Source organism: Pseudarthrobacter sp. YAF2 (genome assembly GCF_052113345.1).
Taxonomy (GTDB): domain Bacteria; phylum Actinomycetota; class Actinomycetes; order Actinomycetales; family Micrococcaceae; genus Arthrobacter.
Window position 1 is genome coordinate 22,912 of record NZ_JBFRDA010000027.1, and the last position, 17,693, is coordinate 40,604.

General features: G+C 67.4%; 12 protein-coding genes and 1 pseudogene. 8 read left to right on the top strand and 5 right to left on the bottom strand.

The genetic code is table 11. The features are described 5' to 3' along the window. Positions 1-171: 171 nt before the first annotated feature. From AB4Y79_RS20635 to AB4Y79_RS20645, 3 genes are all read right to left on the bottom strand, one after another. Positions 172-1,500, bottom strand: coding sequence for a DUF4192 family protein (locus tag AB4Y79_RS20635; protein ID WP_441865911.1), 1,329 nt, complete (start codon positions 1,498-1,500; stop codon positions 172-174). A 95-nt stretch (positions 1,501-1,595) separates the two neighbouring features. Beyond that, the gene (locus tag AB4Y79_RS20640) at positions 1,596-2,942 is read right to left on the bottom strand and encodes an MFS transporter (protein WP_441865913.1); all 1,347 of its coding nucleotides are present in this window, start codon (positions 2,940-2,942) and stop codon (positions 1,596-1,598) included. Between the two features lie 51 nt (positions 2,943-2,993). Continuing rightward, positions 2,994-3,932, bottom strand: a complete 939-nt coding sequence (locus AB4Y79_RS20645) for a proteasome assembly chaperone family protein (protein ID WP_441865915.1) — start codon at positions 3,930-3,932, stop codon at positions 2,994-2,996. Between the two features lie 256 nt (positions 3,933-4,188). Between AB4Y79_RS20645 and AB4Y79_RS20650 the strand changes: the two genes are divergently transcribed. From AB4Y79_RS20650 to AB4Y79_RS20670, 5 genes are all read left to right on the top strand, one after another. Next, entirely contained in the window at positions 4,189-5,712 is a 1,524-nt protein-coding gene (locus AB4Y79_RS20650) for a leucyl aminopeptidase (RefSeq protein ID WP_441865917.1), read from the top strand. A 254-nt stretch (positions 5,713-5,966) separates the two neighbouring features. Beyond that, positions 5,967-7,349 carry a dihydrolipoyl dehydrogenase gene (gene lpdA, locus AB4Y79_RS20655; protein ID WP_308931312.1) on the top strand — a complete coding sequence of 461 codons (1,383 nt, stop codon included), beginning with the start codon at positions 5,967-5,969 and terminating at the stop codon, positions 7,347-7,349. A 114-nt stretch (positions 7,350-7,463) separates the two neighbouring features. Then, a complete protein-coding gene (gene sucB / locus AB4Y79_RS20660) occupies positions 7,464-9,194 on the top strand; it encodes a 2-oxoglutarate dehydrogenase, E2 component, dihydrolipoamide succinyltransferase (RefSeq protein WP_441865920.1) in 1,731 nt (576 codons plus the stop codon). Positions 9,195-9,348: 154 nt separating this feature from the next. Continuing rightward, positions 9,349-9,717, top strand: coding sequence for a hypothetical protein (locus AB4Y79_RS20665; RefSeq protein ID WP_441865922.1), 369 nt, complete (start codon positions 9,349-9,351; stop codon positions 9,715-9,717). A 150-nt stretch (positions 9,718-9,867) separates the two neighbouring features. Beyond that, positions 9,868-10,296: an OsmC family protein gene (locus AB4Y79_RS20670; RefSeq protein WP_308931315.1), complete on the top strand. Its 429-nt coding sequence runs from the start codon at positions 9,868-9,870 to the stop codon at positions 10,294-10,296. A gap of 84 nt (positions 10,297-10,380) precedes the next feature. Here AB4Y79_RS20670 and AB4Y79_RS20675 read toward each other — a convergent pair whose 3' ends face one another. Further along, positions 10,381-13,923, bottom strand: a complete 3,543-nt coding sequence (locus tag AB4Y79_RS20675; protein ID WP_441865924.1) for a S41 family peptidase — start codon at positions 13,921-13,923, stop codon at positions 10,381-10,383. A gap of 73 nt (positions 13,924-13,996) precedes the next feature. On the opposite strand from AB4Y79_RS20675, the gene AB4Y79_RS20680 reads away from it, so the two are divergent. Then, entirely contained in the window at positions 13,997-14,899 is a 903-nt protein-coding gene (locus AB4Y79_RS20680) for a TIGR01777 family oxidoreductase (RefSeq protein ID WP_441865926.1), read from the top strand. Between the two features lie 43 nt (positions 14,900-14,942). Here the strand turns inward: AB4Y79_RS20680 and AB4Y79_RS20685 are convergent, their stop codons facing one another. After that, complete coding sequence (locus tag AB4Y79_RS20685; protein WP_441865928.1) at positions 14,943-16,601, bottom strand: protein kinase domain-containing protein; 1,659 nt, start codon at positions 16,599-16,601, stop codon at positions 14,943-14,945. A 137-nt stretch (positions 16,602-16,738) separates the two neighbouring features. Between AB4Y79_RS20685 and lipB the strand changes: the two genes are divergently transcribed. Next, positions 16,739-17,407, top strand: coding sequence for a lipoyl(octanoyl) transferase LipB (lipB, locus tag AB4Y79_RS20690; protein WP_441865930.1), 669 nt, complete (start codon positions 16,739-16,741; stop codon positions 17,405-17,407). Further along, a pseudogene (locus AB4Y79_RS20695) lies at positions 17,404-17,693 on the top strand (lipoyl synthase); the annotation flags it as partial. The gene lipB and the pseudogene AB4Y79_RS20695, both read left to right, overlap by 4 nt.

Consider the following 17,693-nt stretch of genomic DNA (forward strand, 5'->3'; position numbering starts at 1 on the left):
ATGTTCCCTCGCGGGCACGGTTACAAGCACTCGATACACGGACCCAACCGGGTCTCGGCATCCATTGTCTCATGATTTGGCCGAATCCGGCCTCTCGTGCCGCCATCCGTTACCGCTGCCCCGCCTCCAGCACCCCCGCCGGGTGGGCTCCGTGACCACCGACGCCGGTTGTCAGCCAGCCGCTCCCCCGCCTGGCGCCAAGGGATCTCCGCGGAACTTCTGCCAGGCCGCTTCCTTCCGCGCCGCCCAGCCGCAGAGCGTTCCGCGGGCCACGATGTCCAGCAGCAATTCCGCCAGCCGGTACCCGGGCTCAAGGTGCAGTGCCTCCCCCAGGTAGGCGGCCGAGTACGATCCGCGGCCACGGCACCAGGCCACCCAGCCCCTGCCGGTCAAGGCTGCAGCTCCCGCCCGTCCGCCCGGCCCTGCCAGTTGTTCGAGGACGCAGTCCAACACTTCCAGGGCCGCCCAGTCAGGCACCTCCGGGGCGGTTCCCATCAGGATCTCGCCGTACCCGGCCGCCGGGCAGCCGGCGGGAGTCAGCGCACGTGGCTCACTGTCCCGGTCCAACCGTGCGGGCGCCGTGGCTGCGCCGAGCCCCGATTTCCGCAACCGTGCTGAAGTGTCCCGCCATGTGGCAGGAGCGGCCAGCGGCGGGGACACGGCGGAATCGCCGCCGGCACCCGGATCATTGATGTCGTCCAGGACGCCGAAATGTTCCGCCCCTGCCTCCGCCGCGTTCCTGCCCGCCGCCGCCATGACCAGGACGGCGTCGCGCCAGGTCGGAACGGCGAGGGTGGCGCGAAGGAAGGCATCGCGCTCAGCGTCCGGGATCCAGGCAGCCCCGTCTGGCCGGGCCAGGATCATTTCCCAGAAGTCGAGCACGGCGCTGAATTGTGCCCTGCTCCGGGTCCGCGCAGCCAGTTCCTCCATCCAGATGTCCTCCCCTTCCAGGACGGAGGCCACATACATGGCAGGGAGCGGCGGCCCGGGCGCGGTGCGGGTTTTCGGCGCTGCCCCAATGCTGCTGCCCCGGTACACCATCTCGGTATTCAGCATGCTGTCCCTGATCTGCTGCACCGGGCGGCCGGGCAGCGGGCAACAGGAAGAATCCCGGCAAAGCGCGTCCCGCCAGTACTCGTCGCCCACGAACCAGGCGTCGCGGACGGGCATGCCGGCCTGGTCCAGGACTGATTGCACCTCGCGGACCAGTTGGTCGTACGCGGTGGGCGGTGCCGCCCCGGCGTCGGTGGTGAAGATGGCCAGCAGCGAGCCGTCGGCACCGACGTCCGACTGCAGGTAGCGGCGGACGGCCCGGGCGAACCCTGACGGATCCACCTGCGCTTCCAGACCGGGAAGGTCAAGCCGCAGCGTAGCTCCCAGTGTTGTGCCGCGCATGGTCATGGCCACGAGGCTTGATGCCGGCCAGTATCCCAACGAATGCGGGATAAAGCCGAGGATGTCTTCGGGGCCGCGCACTGTCAATCGTTCTGAAGCTGTCATGGCTCCAGCATTCGCTCCCGGCAGCGCAGCGCGCAGTGGGCAGCTCAGCTATGTGGGAAACCTCCGCGGTGGAGGACCAGTGCTGTCCGGCGACCTTAGTCGTCGGTGCGTGCCGCCTGCCGGCGGCGCGCCAGGCTCTCGCGGCGCTGCCGGGCAAGGGCGCTGCGCAGCGGTGGCACGACGATCCCCTGCGCCGCCATCTGCCGGCGCACCTTCCGCCGGGAGGCGACGATGGCGGCCGAGCCAACCGCCAGCAGCACGAATTGGACGCTCAGGGCCAGCCGGAACGGGTCCAGGCCGTACAGGACTCCCTGCGAGAACCCGGTGGCATAGAGCAGGTCCAGCACCAGGCCGATCAGGAAGATCGAGACCAGGGCGGCAATGAAACCGCCGACGTTGACAATGCCTGTGGCAGTTCCGATCCGGTGGGCCGGGTTGAAAGTCCGCGCGAAGTCGAAGCCGATCATCGAACCGGGGCCGCCAATCGCGAGCACAACCACCAGCATTGCCAGCAGCCACAGCGGGGCGCGCCCCGGCAACAGCAGCACCGCAGCCCAGGCCGCGGCTGTGGTACCGGCAATGAGCAGGACCATCGTGGAGCGGCGCAGCGGGTGGCGCGAGACGAAACGGCCAATGAACGGGCCAACCGCCATGGCGGCAGCAACATACAGCGCCATCAGGGCTGCGACGGTCCCGGCATCCAGCCCCTGCCCGGAGATCAGGAACGGGTAGCCCCAGGTCATGGCGAACACGGTGCCGCTGAACTGGATGGTGAAGTGGCTCCACATTCCCAGCCTGGTCCCGGGCTGGCGCCAGGCACGGGCCAGCGAGACGCCGGTGGCTTTCAGCCCCTGCCGGGCATCCGGGCGTTCGGTGCCCGGGGGTACGTCCTGCAGCAGCAGGAGGACCAGTACGACGGCGAGGGCTGACATCCCGGCCAGCATCAGGAAGGCGGGGGTCCAGCCCGACAGGTGCAGGACGAAAGCGAAGGGAAGCACGCTGAAGAGCTGTCCCAACTGGCCGGACATGCCGGTCAGCTGGGTGACCAGCGGGACGCGGGCCGGCGCAAACCACAGCGGGATGAGCCGGATCACCGAGATGAAGGTCATGGCATCGCCGGCACCCACCAGCACGCGCCCCAGGACGCCGCCCGGGATGCTTTCGGCAAAGGCAAGCTGCAACTGGCCGAGCCCCATCAGGACAGCGCCGCCGGCGATCATGGCCCGCGAGCCGAACCTGTCCACCAGCAAGCCAACGGGGATCTGCAATCCGGCGTAGACCAGCAACTGCAGGACCGTGAAGAAGGAGATAGCAGAGGCGCTGGCGTGGAAGCGCTCGGTGGCCTCAAGTCCCACCACCCCGAAGGAGGTCCGTTGCGCCACGGCCACCAGGTACCCAAAAATTCCAACGGTCCAAATAAGCCAGGCGCGGGGTGCAGTCACAACTTCATTATGCCCGGACGGGCCCGGCTCCCCCGAAGCCGTGACGCGCCGCTACTGCCTTGGATTTTCCCTGGCCAGATAAGCCTCCACCGCGGCGCCGAGGTCGTCGGCGTCGGGAAGCTCGTCGTTCTCGTTGGCCAGGAGCGAACGCCGCACCATGCCGTCCGCCTTCTCGTCGTAGCGCGTTTCAAGGCGGGAAACCACCTGCTGGACTTCCTCGGAGGCCTCGATCTGCTCGGCGATCTGGCGGCTGACGTCCCGGCCCGATTCGCGCAGCCTGTCGGTTGGCAGCATGAGCGAGGTCGCAGCACCCAGATATTCGAGGCCGGCGACGGCGGCCGTGGGGTACTCGGCCTCGGCGAGATAGTGCGGAACGTGGATGACGTAACCGGCGACGTTGCGTCCGGCTTCGACGAGGCGCAGCTCCAGGATGTGGCCGACGGCGGCTGGAACTTCCACCGTAGGCTTCCACACCGAGATGCCTTCGATCAGCTCAGGCCGGTTTCCGTGCACGGTGACGCCAACGGGACGGGTATGCGGAACCGGCATGGGGATCGAGTGGATCCACGTGACCAGGTTGACATCGAGTTTCTCCACGATGTTCACCACGGCGCGGGCAAACCGCTCCCATTGCAGGTCCGGTTCGAATCCTGCCAGGAGGAGGAACGGCTTTCCCAGGCCGTCAACGAGGCGGTAGAGGGCCAGCCGCGGCTCCTGGTAGTCCTGGATGTGGTCTTCCACGAAGCTCAGGTGCGGCCGGCGGGACCGGTAGTCGATCAGCTGGTCGGCATCGAAGACGGCGACGGGCTGGGCATCGAGGGTGTCCAGCAGCTCGGCGTTGATCTGCTTCACCACGTGGCCTGCGTCGGCGAAACCGGTGAATCCCATGACCATGTTCAGCCCCTGGAGGTCGGGGCTGTGGAACAGCTCGATGTTGCTGGCGTAGAGCGCGTCGGGGTCCAGCAGGGAGCCGGAAATCCGTTCAAGCACGGCGTGTTCCTTTCAGCGGTTCAGGTGGACATCTTGCATAACGCAGCGGGGGTTCCGGGCATTCCGACACCACGTGTGGTGCAGGTCTCAGGAAATTCTTCCGCCTTGGTGCGGAAGGGCTACGATCGGAACTGGCCTGCCAGGCGGGCTTGCACGCACCCGGAGCGGTCCAACAACGGCCGGAACCGGGCCACCATGGCAGAGCGCCCAACATGCATCCCTGCCCGAACGTTTCGAGAATTGAGGACTCATCCCTGTGGTCAAGAATACTGAAATCAACCTTAGTACCGTCTCGCGGGACTTGAAGAAGAGCCCCAGCGACGCAGTGGTCATCGGGGTGGGGCAGGGAACCGACGGACCCGTCCTCTTGGACAACCCGTTGACGGCAAAGTCCGCTGAAGCCATCACGGACTCCCTCAAGGCGCTCGGCGTCACCGGAGCCGCAGACCAGCTGGTGCGCCTGCCGGGCCTGCCGGAAACCGGAGCCGGAATCCTGGTCCTCGCCGGGGTGGGCAAGGTCGCGGCCATGGAGCCCCTGTCAGGCGAGTCGCTTCGCCGCGCCGCGGGCTCGGCGGTCCGGCAGCTTGCGGGCCTGGCCACAGTCACCTTGGCGTTTCCGACGGCGACGGTGCAGGACGTCGCGGCTGTCGCCGAGGGTGCAGCGCTGGGCGCCTATGCCTTTACCGAGTTCCGGTCTTCAACGGACGGGCTTAAGGATCCTGTCCGCAACGCCGTGATCTTCACCGGGCTGGCCGGCAACGGCGGTGTGGACTCCGCGCTGAAGCGGGCCGGCCTGGTGGCCAAGGCAGTGAACGCAACACGGTCCCTGGTCAACACCCCGCCCAGCCACCTGTACCCGGAATCGTTCGCAGAGGCCGCCAAGGACCTGGCCAAGGGCCTGCCCGTGAAGGTGACCGTGTGGGACGAAAAGCGCCTGGAAAAGGAAGGCTTCGGCGGCATCATGGGCGTTGGCAAGGGCTCCTCGCGCCAGCCGCGGCTGGTCAAGGTCGAGTACTCCCCCGCCAAGGCCACGTCGAAGATCGCGCTCGTCGGCAAGGGCATCACGTTCGATACCGGCGGTATTTCCCTTAAGCCGGCCCTGAACATGGGCGACATGAAGAGCGACATGGCGGGCGCCGCCGTCGTCCTTAACACTGTCCTGGCCATCGCCGGGCTGGGCCTGCCCGTGAAGGCGACCGCCTGGCTGTGCATCGCCGAGAACATGCCCGGCGGTAGCGCCTCCCGCCCCGCCGATGTCCTGACCATGTTCGGCGGCAAGACCGTGGAAGTGCTTAATACGGATGCCGAAGGCCGCCTGGTCATGGCGGACGGCATCGTCGCCGCCAGCGGCGAATACCCGGACGCCATTATCGACGTCGCCACCCTCACCGGCGCGCAGCTCATTGCACTCGGCAACCGCACCGCCGGCATCATGGGCTCGGACAGCGTCACGGGCCCGCTCAAGGCTGCGGCCGACCGCGCCGGCGAACTGGTCTGGCCCATGCCCCTGCCGGAGGAACTGCGCCCCAGCCTGGACTCCCAGGTGGCGGACCTTGCCAACATCGGCGAACGGCATGGCGGAATGATGACCGCAGCGGTGTTCCTGCGCGAGTTCGTGGGTAAGGACAAGGCGGGCGCACAAATCCCCTGGGCGCACATCGACATTGCCGGGCCGTCGTTCAACAACGGCAGCCCGTACGGTTACACCCACAAGCAGGGCACCGGCTGCACCGTCCGGACCCTGGTTGCGTACGTCGAGGACATCCTCGCCGCGGCCTGATCACGGGCTGATGCACGGTGCCACGCGGCTTTGCGGCGGGGGTGATCCCTCCACCACAAAGCCGCGTGACACTGGCCACAAGCGCTCCACAAACGCGCCGCCAAGGTGGAGCATGGATAGGTGGTTCGCTAAGGTGAACCACGGTAGTCACAAATGCAAGAGAGTTGCCCTGCTGACATAATCACGGCAGTGCAAGTTCCAAGACCAGATGATGCGCGCTGATCGCGTCATCGTTCACGCGAGGGAGCGTTTTAGTGGCCGATCAGGCAACTGCGCAAGAATTCGACATCCTGGTACTCGGTGGCGGCAGCGGCGGGTACGCCGCGGCGCTGCGGGCGGTACAGCTGGGCCTTACCGTCGGCCTCGTGGAGAAGGGCAAGCTGGGCGGCACCTGCCTCCACAACGGCTGCATCCCCACCAAGGCCCTGCTGCACTCAGCAGAGCTGGCCGACCACGCCCGTGACTCCGCCAAGTACGGCGTGAACGTCACCCTCGACAGCATCGACATCAACGCTGTCAACGCCTACAAGGACGGCATTATCGCCGGCAAATACAAGGGCCTGCAGGGACTCATCAAGTCCAAGGGCATCACCGTCATCGAGGGCGAAGGCAAGCTGCAGGGCACCGACACCGTCGTCGTGAACGGCACCGCCTACAAGGGCAAGAACATCGTCCTGGCCACCGGATCGTACTCCCGCACCCTGCCCGGCCTGGAAATCGGCGGCAAGGTCATCACGTCGGACCAGGCCCTCACCATGGACTACATCCCCAAGAGCGCCATTATCCTCGGCGGCGGCGTCATCGGCGTCGAATTCGCCTCGGTCTGGAAGTCGTTCGGCGTGGACGTCACCATCGTCGAAGGACTCCCCTCCCTCGTTCCCAACGAGGACGCGACCATCGTGAAGAACTTCGAGCGCGCCTTCAAGAAGCGCGGCATCAAGTTCTCCACCGGCATTTTCTTCCAGGGCGTCGAGCAGAATGACGACGGCGTGAAGGTCACCCTCGTGGACGGCAAGACCTTCGAAGCCGACCTGCTGCTCGTGGCCGTTGGCCGCGGCCCCGTCACCGCCAACCTGGGCTACGAGGACGCCGGCATCACCATTGACCGCGGCTTCGTGATCACCAACGAGCGCCTGCACACGGGCGTCGGCAACATCTACGCCGTGGGCGACATCGTTCCCGGCGTGCAGCTGGCGCACCGCGGTTACCAGCAGGGCATCTTCGTTGCCGAGGAAATCGCGGGCCTGAAGCCGGTGGTCGTTGAGGACATCAACATCCCCAAGGTCACCTACTCCGAACCCGAAATCGCCACCGTTGGCTACACCGAAAAGGCTGCCAAGGAAAAGTTCGGCGAAGACCAGGTGCAGACGCAGGAGTACAACCTCGCCGGCAACGGCAAGAGCTCCATCCTGGGCACCTCCGGTCTGGTCAAGCTGGTCCGCCAGAAGGACGGCCCCGTGGTGGGTGTCCACATGATCGGTGCACGCATGGGCGAGCAGGTGGGCGAGGCCCAGCTGATCGTGAACTGGGAAGCCTACCCGGAGGACGTGGCCCAGCTGGTGCACGCCCACCCCACCCAGAACGAGGCCCTCGGCGAAGCCCACCTGGCGCTGGCCGGCAAGCCGCTGCACGGCTGATTTTCCACAGTATTACCAGGCCCGGTGCACCCGGCCGCGCAGACCGCGTGCACTAGGCTTCCACCATGGCAGCAATCATTCGCACTAAAGATCAATAAGGAGAACGGGGACGACATGTCTGAATCCGTTAACTTGCCCGCCCTCGGTGAGAGTGTCACCGAAGGAACCGTCACCCGCTGGCTCAAGCAGGTAGGTGACCGGGTAGAGGTGGACGAGCCGCTGCTCGAAGTCTCCACCGACAAAGTAGACACTGAAATCCCCTCTCCTGTAGCTGGCGTGATTGAAGAAATCCTGGTCGCTGAAGATGAGACCGCCGAGGTAGGCGCACCGCTGGTGCGTATTGGCGACGGCTCCGGCGGCGGTTCGGCGCCTGCCGAAGAAGCACCCGCCCAGGAAGCCCCCGCGCAGGAAGCTCCAGCCCAGGCTGAGGCGGCCCCCGCGCAGGAAGCACCTGCCGAGGAAGCTCCCGCCCAGGCAGCACCGGCTGCCGGCGGCGGCGACAGCCACGAGGTCACCCTGCCCGCGCTGGGCGAAAGCGTCACCGAAGGCACCGTCACCCGCTGGCTGAAGGCCGTGGGCGACTCCGTTGAGGTGGACGAGCCGCTGCTGGAAGTTTCCACTGACAAGGTGGACACCGAGATTCCGTCTCCGGTGGCAGGCACGCTGCAGGAAATCCGGGTCAACGAGGACGAGACCGCCGAGGTCGGCTCCGTGCTCGCCGTTATCGGCTCCGGCGCTCCCGCTGCTGCGGCCCCGGCTCCGGCTGCCGCACCCGCACCCGAGGCCCCCAAGCAGGAAGCCCCCAAGCAGGAAGCTCCTGCGCAGGCCGCAGCTCCCGCACCTGCTCCCGCCCCTGCTGCTGCTCCCGCGCCGGCTGCCGCACCTGCTGCTTCGGCAGCCCCGGCCGGTGGCTCCGAGTCCGGCTATGTCACCCCCCTGGTCCGCAAGCTGGCCAACCAGCACGGCGTTGACATCTCTTCGCTGTCCGGCACCGGCGTCGGCGGCCGCATCCGCAAGCAGGACGTCATTGCCGCGGCAGAGGCAAAAGCCGCTCCCGCCGCAAGTCCGGCCGCAGCCCCTGCAGCGTCCGCTCCGGCCGCTTCCGGTGCTGCTGCCTCCTCCCTGCGCGGCACCAGCCAGAAGGCTCCCCGCATCCGCCAGGTCATCGCCCGGCGCATGCGTGAATCGCTGGAGATCTCCACGCAGCTGACCCAGGTCCATGAGGTGGACATGACCAAGGTCGCCAAGCTGCGTGCCCGGGCCAAGAACTCCTTCCAGGCCCAGAACGGTGTCAAGCTGACGTTCCTGCCCTTCATCGCCAAGGCCGTGGCCGAGGCCCTCAAGCAGCACCCGAAGCTCAACGCTGCGTACGACGAGGAAAAGCAGGAAATCACTTACCACAACGCCGAGCACCTGGCGATCGCCGTCGACACCGACAAGGGCCTGCTGGTACCGGTCATCGCCGATGCCGGCAACCTGAACCTTGCAGGACTGGCAGGCAAGATCGCGGATGTCGCTTCCCGCACCCGCGACGGCAAGATCGGCCCGGACGAGCTGTCGGGCGGCACGTTCAGCATCACCAACATCGGTTCCGTTGGCGCCCTGTTCGACACCCCGATCATCAACCAGCCGCAGGTGGGCATCCTGGGCACCGGCGCCATCGTCAAGCGCGCCGTTGTGGTTGCGGACGAGAACGGTGACGACTCGATCGCCATCCGCTCCATGATGTACCTTTCCCTGACGTACGACCACCGCCTGGTGGACGGCGCCGACGCGGGCCGTTTCCTCCAGACCTTGAAGGCACGCCTGGAAGAGGGCGCGTTCGAAGCGGACCTGGGGCTGTAACGCCGACGGATTCAACGACGGCGGTGCCGGCGTGGGTGGGAAACCGCCCGCTGCCGGCGCCGCCGTCGCCGTTTAACCCGTGGCGCTATACCCACCGCCCGGCGCCAGCGTGGTTTTGCTACGTGGCGTAGAACTGACTGGCTAAGCTGGGTCCATGACCATACTTTTCTACATCCTGCTTTTCCTGCACATCGTCGGCGCCTCCATGGTGGTGGGTATCTGGATCGCCAACATGAAGACGCCCTCGGTCCACCCCCGTCAGCGTGACGGTGCCTTCGTCCAGTTGATAACCGGCATCGCCATGATGGGGCTCCTTCCGGTCCTCCACGGCCAGAACCCGGCCGAGTTCGATCCGAACTACGCCAAGTTGGGCATCAAGTTCGCTGTCGGCCTCGTGGTGGTAGTCCTGGCCGTCATTGGGACACGCAAGGTCAAGAACGGGCAGCCCGTCTCCACCGGCCTCGCCCACGGCGTGGGCGGCCTGGCCCTGGTCAACGTGGCCGTCGCCACCATTTGGCAGTAGGCCCGCAGGAGCCGGCGCGTCCGGCCGTCCGGTCATAATCCTCTGAGAGCGGACAACCCGTGCACCCGGCAGGCGTGGTCCCTAGGATGGGAAACAGCGGGCCCGGCCGCGGGTGCCCGGCCCGAAATCGAATCGACGTTGAGGAGAGACATGGCGACAACACGCAACGCGCACACTGTATGGACCGGAAGCCTGACCGAAGGCTCAGGCAACACCACACTGGACAGCTCCGGACTGGGTACCTTCGATGTCACCTGGAAGGCGCGTACCGAGGCCGCCGGCGGAAAGACGAGCCCGGAAGAGCTGATCGCCGCTGCACACTCGGCATGCTTCTCTATGGCATTCAGTCACGAACTGAGCCAGGCCGGCTTCACGCCCGAGGAAGTCAACACGAAGTCTGAGGTCGGCTTCCAGCCGGGTACCGGCATCACGGGCAGCCACCTGACCCTGACCGCCCGCATTCCGGGCATCTCGGAGGAGGACTTCCAGCGGATCGCCGAGGCCGCGAAGAAGGGCTGCCCTGTGTCCCAGGCCCTCACCGGCATCGAGATCACCCTGGATGCCACACTGCAGGCCTAGGCCGCGACGGCATATACACGCGAAAAGGCCCTGCCCCGCCGGACATCCGGCGGGGCAGGGCCTTTCGTTTGCCCGCGGGAAACTTTAGGCCGGGGCCTCAGCCTGGCTCCCCTGCCGGCGGGCGGGCAGCGGCGCAGGCTTCAGGCGGCGGTAACCCGAACGGACCGGCGGACGGTCGGTGGGCAGTTCCTGGATCATTTCCTTCAGCGCGCCGATGCCGTACTCAAGCTGGGGATCGCGGCCGGCGGCGTAGGCGTGCGGCGGGTAGGTCACCTCGATATCCGGATCAACGCCGTAGTTTTCCACGCTCCAGCCGACCCCGCCGCCGAACCAGGTGGCATACCTGGGCTGGGTGACACCCGTGCCGTCTGCCAGGGAGAAGCGGTTGTCGATGCCCACCACACCGCCCCAGGTCCGCGTCCCAATCACGGGTCCAATTCCCCGCAGCTTGGAGACCTGGGTGATGATGTCGCCGTCGGACCCGGCGAATTCGTCGGCGAGGATGATCACCGGCCCGCGCGGCGCGTGGTGCGGATACGTCCGGGGCTTTTCCCCGCGCGGCATGCTCCAGCCGGTGACCTTGCGGCCGATCAGTTCGGCGACGAGCTGGGACGTGTGCCCGCCGCGGTTCCGGCGCACATCGACGATCAGGCCGTCCAGCGCGGTTTCCGTGTCCAGGTCCCGGTGCAGCTGCGCCCAGCCATTGGCCATCATGTCCGGAATATGGAGGTAGCCGAATGTCCCGTTGGAGGCCTCCCGGACGGTACGCCGGTTGCCGGCAACCCATTCCTGGTACCGCAACCGTTCTTCGTCCTTGACCGGGACGACGGCGACCCGCCGCTGGGTGCCCGCTGCCCCGCCGTGTCCGGGGCCGTTGAGCAGGGTCAGCTCCACCGCGCGGCCGGCTGCGCCCACCAACTGCATGGCAGGCGTGACGGCCTGTGACAGGGGGACGCCGTCAATAGCCAGCAGGATATCCCCGGCCTTGGCGCCGACGCCCGGCCGGGTCAGCGGCGAGGTCGCGAGGGGGTCGGAGGACTCGCCGGCCAGGATGCGGGTGATCTCCCAGCCGTGCGGCGTGTGCGTGAGGTCTGCGCCGAGCCGGCCCTGCCCGCGGCTGCCGCGTTCGGTGACGGCGGCCGGGCGCACGTAGGCATGGGAGGTGCCGAGCTCGCCGTGCAACTCCCAGAGCAGGTCCACCAGGTCGTCGTGTGAGCCCAGGCGGCCCACCAGGGGCCGGTACCGGGCACGGATCGATTCCCAGTCCTGGCCGGCCATGTCCTCGGTCCAGAAGAAGTCGCGCTGCAGGCGCCAGGCTTCGTCGAACGCCTGTCCCCAGACGCTGAGCGGGTCCAGCAGGACCCTGATCCGGCCCAGGTCCACCTTGACGGCCTTGCCGGATTCCTCATCCGCCTTAGCATCGGATGGGACGGCAGTGACTTGCTTGTCCGAGACCAGGACCACCTTGCTGCGGTCCCCGGACAAGCGGTAGCTGTCCACTGCGTCCACCAGCGTGGCCGGCTTGCGGCGGGCGATGTCGTACCGGACCAGGCTGGGGCGGGCGTCCTTGTCCTCCTGGCTGGCCTTGCCGTCGCCGGTCACGCCGGCCAGGACGGAGTCGAGCCACAGGAGGGCGCCGTCAACGGCCTTCAATGAGCTGTAGTTGCCTTGGGGTACGGGAACCCCGATGACGCGGTGCGCCAGGCCCTCCGCGTCGACGTGGACGGCCGCACCACCGTGCGGCCCTTCGCTTGCGTCCGTGCCGCCCGTTCCCGCTTCGGTTGCCGGCTCCTCGCCGGCCGGATCCACCGACGGGCCAAAGGGCGACGGCGTGTCAGCCGCGAGTGCCACAAGGTAGGGCTTGATGGGGCTGGGGAAGGAGAGGTCGAACGAGTGCCCGTCATAGACGGGGTCGAAGCTGCGGTTGGACAGGAACGCCAGGAACTTGCCGTCCGGGGTGAATGATGGGGAATCGTCACGGAAGCGCCCATCCGTGACATCCACGGGGTCCGCGTCGAGGTTGTCCACGGTGGCCAGGCGCAGGCGGCTTCGCGAGCCGAAGGACGTGACCGGCTCAGACCACGCCAGCCAGCGCGAGTCCGCGGACCAGGCCAGCTCGGAGATACTGCCTTCGCCGATGCTGGCGACGCGCGTGAGGATTCCGGTGCGGGTATCGGCCACATGGACGTCGCCAAACGAGGTACCCAGGGCCACCCACCGGCCGTCCGGGCTGGCTTCGAGCGAGCTGGCCCGCGACGGCGTGGGGACCGCGATGCCGGTGTCCGCCGCATCTGCCCGGGCTTCCGCCGCGGCAGTTGAGTCTTCCGGTGCCACGTCCGCCTGGTGGTCGTCGTCAGCGGGAACATGCTGGGTGCCGCCCGCAAGCACTGCGGCACCGGAGGCCGGGACCGGCTGCGGCAGGCTGACTGTTTCCGGCCCCTCCCCGCCGGCTCGTCCGGCACCGGCGGAGTCGCCCGCGGTGGAACCCGACGCAGCATTTGCATCGCGTGCTTCCGCCTGCTGGGTCCCGTGCGGGACAGGTGCGGCGATGTCCTTGATGTGCAGCGCCTCGACGCCGTCGTGGTCGGCAATGTAGGCGATGCGGCCGTCGCCCAGCGGCCTGGGCAGCCGTCCGCGGACGCCGGGGGTTGCCTCGATGATTCGGGACGGCCCGTCTTTGTGGCGTACCCAGTGGATGGTTCCGTGCGACTCGACGGCGCTGGCGGCACCAGTGGTATCGGGTGCCACAGCGCCCAGGTGCTTGGCTGCATCGAGGAGTGCCGGGCGCCTGGTCTGCGAGGCGGAGCCCAGGGAGATGTCCAGCTTGACAGCGTCCGACCCAAGATCGTTCAGGACCCAGAGCTCGCCGGCGGATTCAAAGATGACCCGTTTGCCGTCGGTGGCGGCGTGCCGGACATAGAAGTCCTGGTGGTCGGTGTGCCGGCGCAGGTCCTCTCCGTTGGGCAGCACCGAGTAGAGGTTGCCGTAGCCCTCATGGTCGGAAAGGAAGGCGATCCGGCCATCGACCCAGAGGGGATCGGCGAGGTTGCCGTCCAGGTCCGGCAGCAGCCGCTCAAACTCGCCGTTGCCGTCGTTATCGATCCACAATTTTCCGGCCGTGCCGCCGCGGTACCGCTTCCACCATGCCGGTTCGCGGGACAGCACCGTCCCCAGCACCACCGGGCGTTCGTCGCCTACTTCGGGGCCGAAGGCCACGGACTCGACCGGACCGTACGGCAGCTCCTGGGCCCACCCGCCGTCCAACGGGACGCTGTAGGCGTAGGTGTGCCGGCTTTCAGCCTGCCGGAACGCACTGGTGACCACCACGGAACCGCCGGCGGTGAACCCCTTGACCCTTGTGCTGCTGTGCCCAAAGTACGTGAGCTGCCGGTACCCGCCGCCGTCGACCTGTGCCGAGACAACCTCCGGCGCTGTTCCCTGCACCACTGTCCACACCAGCCGCTTGCCGTCCGGCGTGAACCGGGGGTTGCGGGCGGGAAGCTGGAGGGACGAGACGCGCCAGGCCCGGCCGCCGTCCAGCGGCGCGATCCAGACGTCGTCCTCGGCCACGAAAGTGACCAGGTCGCCGTGCAGATGCGGGAAACGGAAGTAGCTCGAGGAAGTCATCGTTCGATCATAGTCAACCGCCGCGTGCCCCTGCGGGAGGTGCCGGAGCCGCGCTGCCGTGGTGAGATGGACCATGCATATCGTCATGGCCGGCGCCTCGGGGCTCATCGGCACCTCCATGTCCGCAGCCTTCCGCGATGCCGGCCACTCGGTGGTGACGCTGGTCCGCCGGACGCCCGCCGCCGCGTCCGAGATCAGATGGGATCCGACGGCCGGCGTCCTGGACCCCGGCGCCCTTGCCGGCGCGGACGCCGTCGTCAACCTGGCCGGAGCCGGCATTGGCGACAGGCCCTGGACGCGGCGGAGGGTCGAGGAACTGTTCAGTTCACGGCTGGCACCCACCCGTACCCTGGTGCAGGCCATGGGTCAGCTGGAAACGCCGCCGGCCACCTTTATCAGCCAATCGGCGTCAGGTTACTACGGTGACGCCGGCAATACGGTCCTGCGCGAGGACGCACCTGCCGGTTCAGGCACCTTGGCGCAGATCTGCGTCGAGTGGGAACGGGAAGCCAACCTGGCGCCCCAGGGCGTTCGCGTGGTGACGCCCCGCACCGGAGTAGTGTTCAGCCGTTCCGGCGGGGCACTGGGCAAGCTGCTCCCCCTGTTGCGGCTGGGCGTCGGCGGCCCGTTCGGCAACGGCCGCCAGTTCTGGCCGTGGGTGACGCTTCCGGACGTCTCAGCTGCCTTCCTGTTCCTCCTCGAATCCCGGGTAAAAGGGCCGGTGAACGTGGCGGCACCGGAGCAGGCGGACGTCAACGCGATCGTTGCGGCAATCGCCCATGCCCTCCACCGCCCCGCCGTGCTGCGGGTTCCGGCACCGGTCCTGCGGACGGTGATGCCCGGGCTCGCCGAGGAGCTTCTGCTGTTCAGCCAGCGGATGGAACCTGGGGTCCTGTCGGCAGCCGGCTTCCAGTGGCAGCAAGGGAACCTCGACTCTGCGGCCCGCTGGGTCGCAGGGAAGGACAGCGGCAGCTGACCGGGAGCACCGAGGCCGGACGGCCGGGAATCCGTCACCCGCTTCACCCGCCCGGAAGGATGTCGCTGATCCTCCACTGGCCGTCCACGGACACCAGGACCAACCTCAGGCGCTGGGCTGGGCTGGCCGCTCCTGCCGCCAGCACCTCGTCCTCCGCACTCATGGCCTGGTAGCCGGACGAGGCTGAGGTCAGACGGACCACGGCACGGCCCTGCGTCGATCCGGGTTCGGGCGCGACGTCCGAGACCGTGGTGGCGAAACCGTCGAGGCGCTGCCCCGAGGCACCCAGTTGTCCGGCAATATCCTGGTCTGCCGCGGCGGCGGGCGAACCGGGCGCGTTGACGGCGGACAGCAGTTCCACGCTGCCGGTATTAAGGGCGTAGTCGCGCAGCGCTGCGAGCCCCCGCACAGCCACCAAGGGGTCGGCAGCCGCGGCCTGCTGCCGGGCCTCGCCAAGCACGCCGGCAGGGCCGTTTCCGCCGTCATGGCCTGACGTGGCTGGAACAGACGATGCGTGGGCAGCGGAGTCCACCGGCATGCCCGGTGCAGCCTCGCCGCGCCAGGGTCCTGCACCACCGGAAGCGGACAGCCACCATATTCCCACCGCCACGGCCACTGCCGGCAAGGCGACCCGGGCCGGGAGCCGCGGGATTCGTGATGCCTGGGTCCCGGCTGGTCCGGCCGCATGTTTTCCATGTGATGCTGGCTCGACCCTGGTGCTGGGAAAGGGTCGGTTCCGTGCCTGCGATCCGGGCCCGGACCAGCGTAAGGTTGAGGCCCGCCGGCTCAGGCTCCGGAGTTTCGTACCCAGGGCCGTACCCTTCGAAGAGGCGGGCATATTTCGGCGGGTGAGCAACTCCGGCAGGACCGTGGGATGGACGGCGCCCGAGAGGTCCAGCGGCAGTGGGGCCGCGCTGCGGTAGACGGCAGTACCAAGCGCCACAGCAGTGGGCCGCAGCCTGCGGTCCTCGTTCAAGCCCTGTTCGAGGGCTGCGGCAAGCTCCTTCGGGACGCCGGGAACCAGCAGGGACAACGGCGGGCGGTCCAGCGTACGGCCGGGCACTTCGCCCGTCAGGCAAAACCAGCCGAGCGCTGCCAGCGAAAAGACATCACGCTCGGGCTGAAGCCCCGCGCGGACGGCATCTACAGGTGACGGGTCAAGGAAGCCGGCGGTTCCAGCCGTCAACGCACCGCCCGGATCGCCGAGCATCCGGGCCACGCCGACGTCGGACAGCATCGGTTTTCCTTGCCCGGTGAACAGAACGTTCCCGGGTGAAACGTCCGAGTGCGTGAATCCTTGTCCGTGCAGGTAGCCCACGGCCTGCGCAATGGGCGTCAGCACGGTTACGCTCTCCCCCACGCTCAACCTGCCCCGGGAAGCCACCAACTGCGCCAGCGAGCCACCGGCGGCGTAGTCCATGGTCAGGGCCGTCCCGGTCCGCGGCGCCACCATACGCAGGGCGTCGTGGGCCCTGATGAGGTGCGGGTGGTCCAGGACCGAAAGAATGCGGATCTCCCTCCGCACCTCTTCCTCCCGCACGCCCGGCCCCGGGACCCCCGTACCTGAGGTGCGGAAGCACTTGAGCGCATACGCCCTGCCCGTACGTTGTTCCGTGGCCAGCCACACATCCGCGCTGCCGCCGCGGCCCAACAGCCGGCCGACGTCGTAGCCCGGAACCTCTGGCGCTTGTGCAACATCCATAGTCCATGTCTAGCGGAATCCAGGCAGGGCTGCAGAAGTTATCCACAGGCTCTGGCCGCGGCAGTCACATTGGGTGCCTGCGGTGAGCTTGGACACTAAACCGGGCCGGAACGGCTGCGGGGTCTAAGCTGGATCCCATGACTCTTGAGTTTTCACAGCTGGGTCTTGCCCCCGACTTCGTTGACTACATGGAAGGCTGGGAAGCCCAGCGCGAACTCCATGACAAAGTTGTCGCCGGAGTTGCCCCCAGTACAGTCCTGCTCCTGGAGCACGCAGCCGTCTACACGGCCGGCAAGCTCACCGAGGACCACGAGCGGCCGTTTGACGGCACCCCGGTCGTCGCCGTGGACCGCGGCGGCAAACTCACCTGGCACGGCCCCGGGCAGTTGGTCGCCTACCCCATCCTGAAGCTGAAGAACCGCGCCGGCATCCGCGACTACGTGGAGCGCCTCGAAGACATCATGATCACGGTCATGGCGGACTACGGCATCAATGCAGAACGCATCAAGGGACGGGCGGGCGTCTGGATCAAGGCAGACGCCAATGGCCCCGACCGCAAGATTGCCGCTATCGGCATCCGGGTCCTGAACGGCGTCACCATGCACGGCATTGCCATCAACTGCAGCAACGACCTTGCCCCCTATGGCCAGATCATCGCCTGCGGCATCACCGACGCAGGCGTGACCACCATGTCTTTGGAAACAGGACAGGACATCCGTCCGGCCCACATCGTGGACCGGTTCGTGGAGGAATTCCACAAGCACGAAGAAGCATTGGTTTCGAGCCCTGAAGGAGCTCTACTGTGACATTGGCACCTGAAGGCCGGAAGATGCTGCGGATCGAGCAGCGCAATGCTGCGGTTCCGGTGGAGCGGAAGCCGGAATGGATCAAGGCCAAGGTCCAGATGGGCCCGGAGTTCGTCGGGCTGAAGAACCTGGTCAAGAAAGAAGGCCTGCACACCGTCTGCGAGGAAGCCGGCTGCCCGAACATCTTCGAATGCTGGGAAGACAAGGAAGCGACCTTCCTGATCGGCGGCTCCGAATGCACCCGCCGCTGCGACTTCTGCCAGATCGACACCGGCAAACCCTCCCC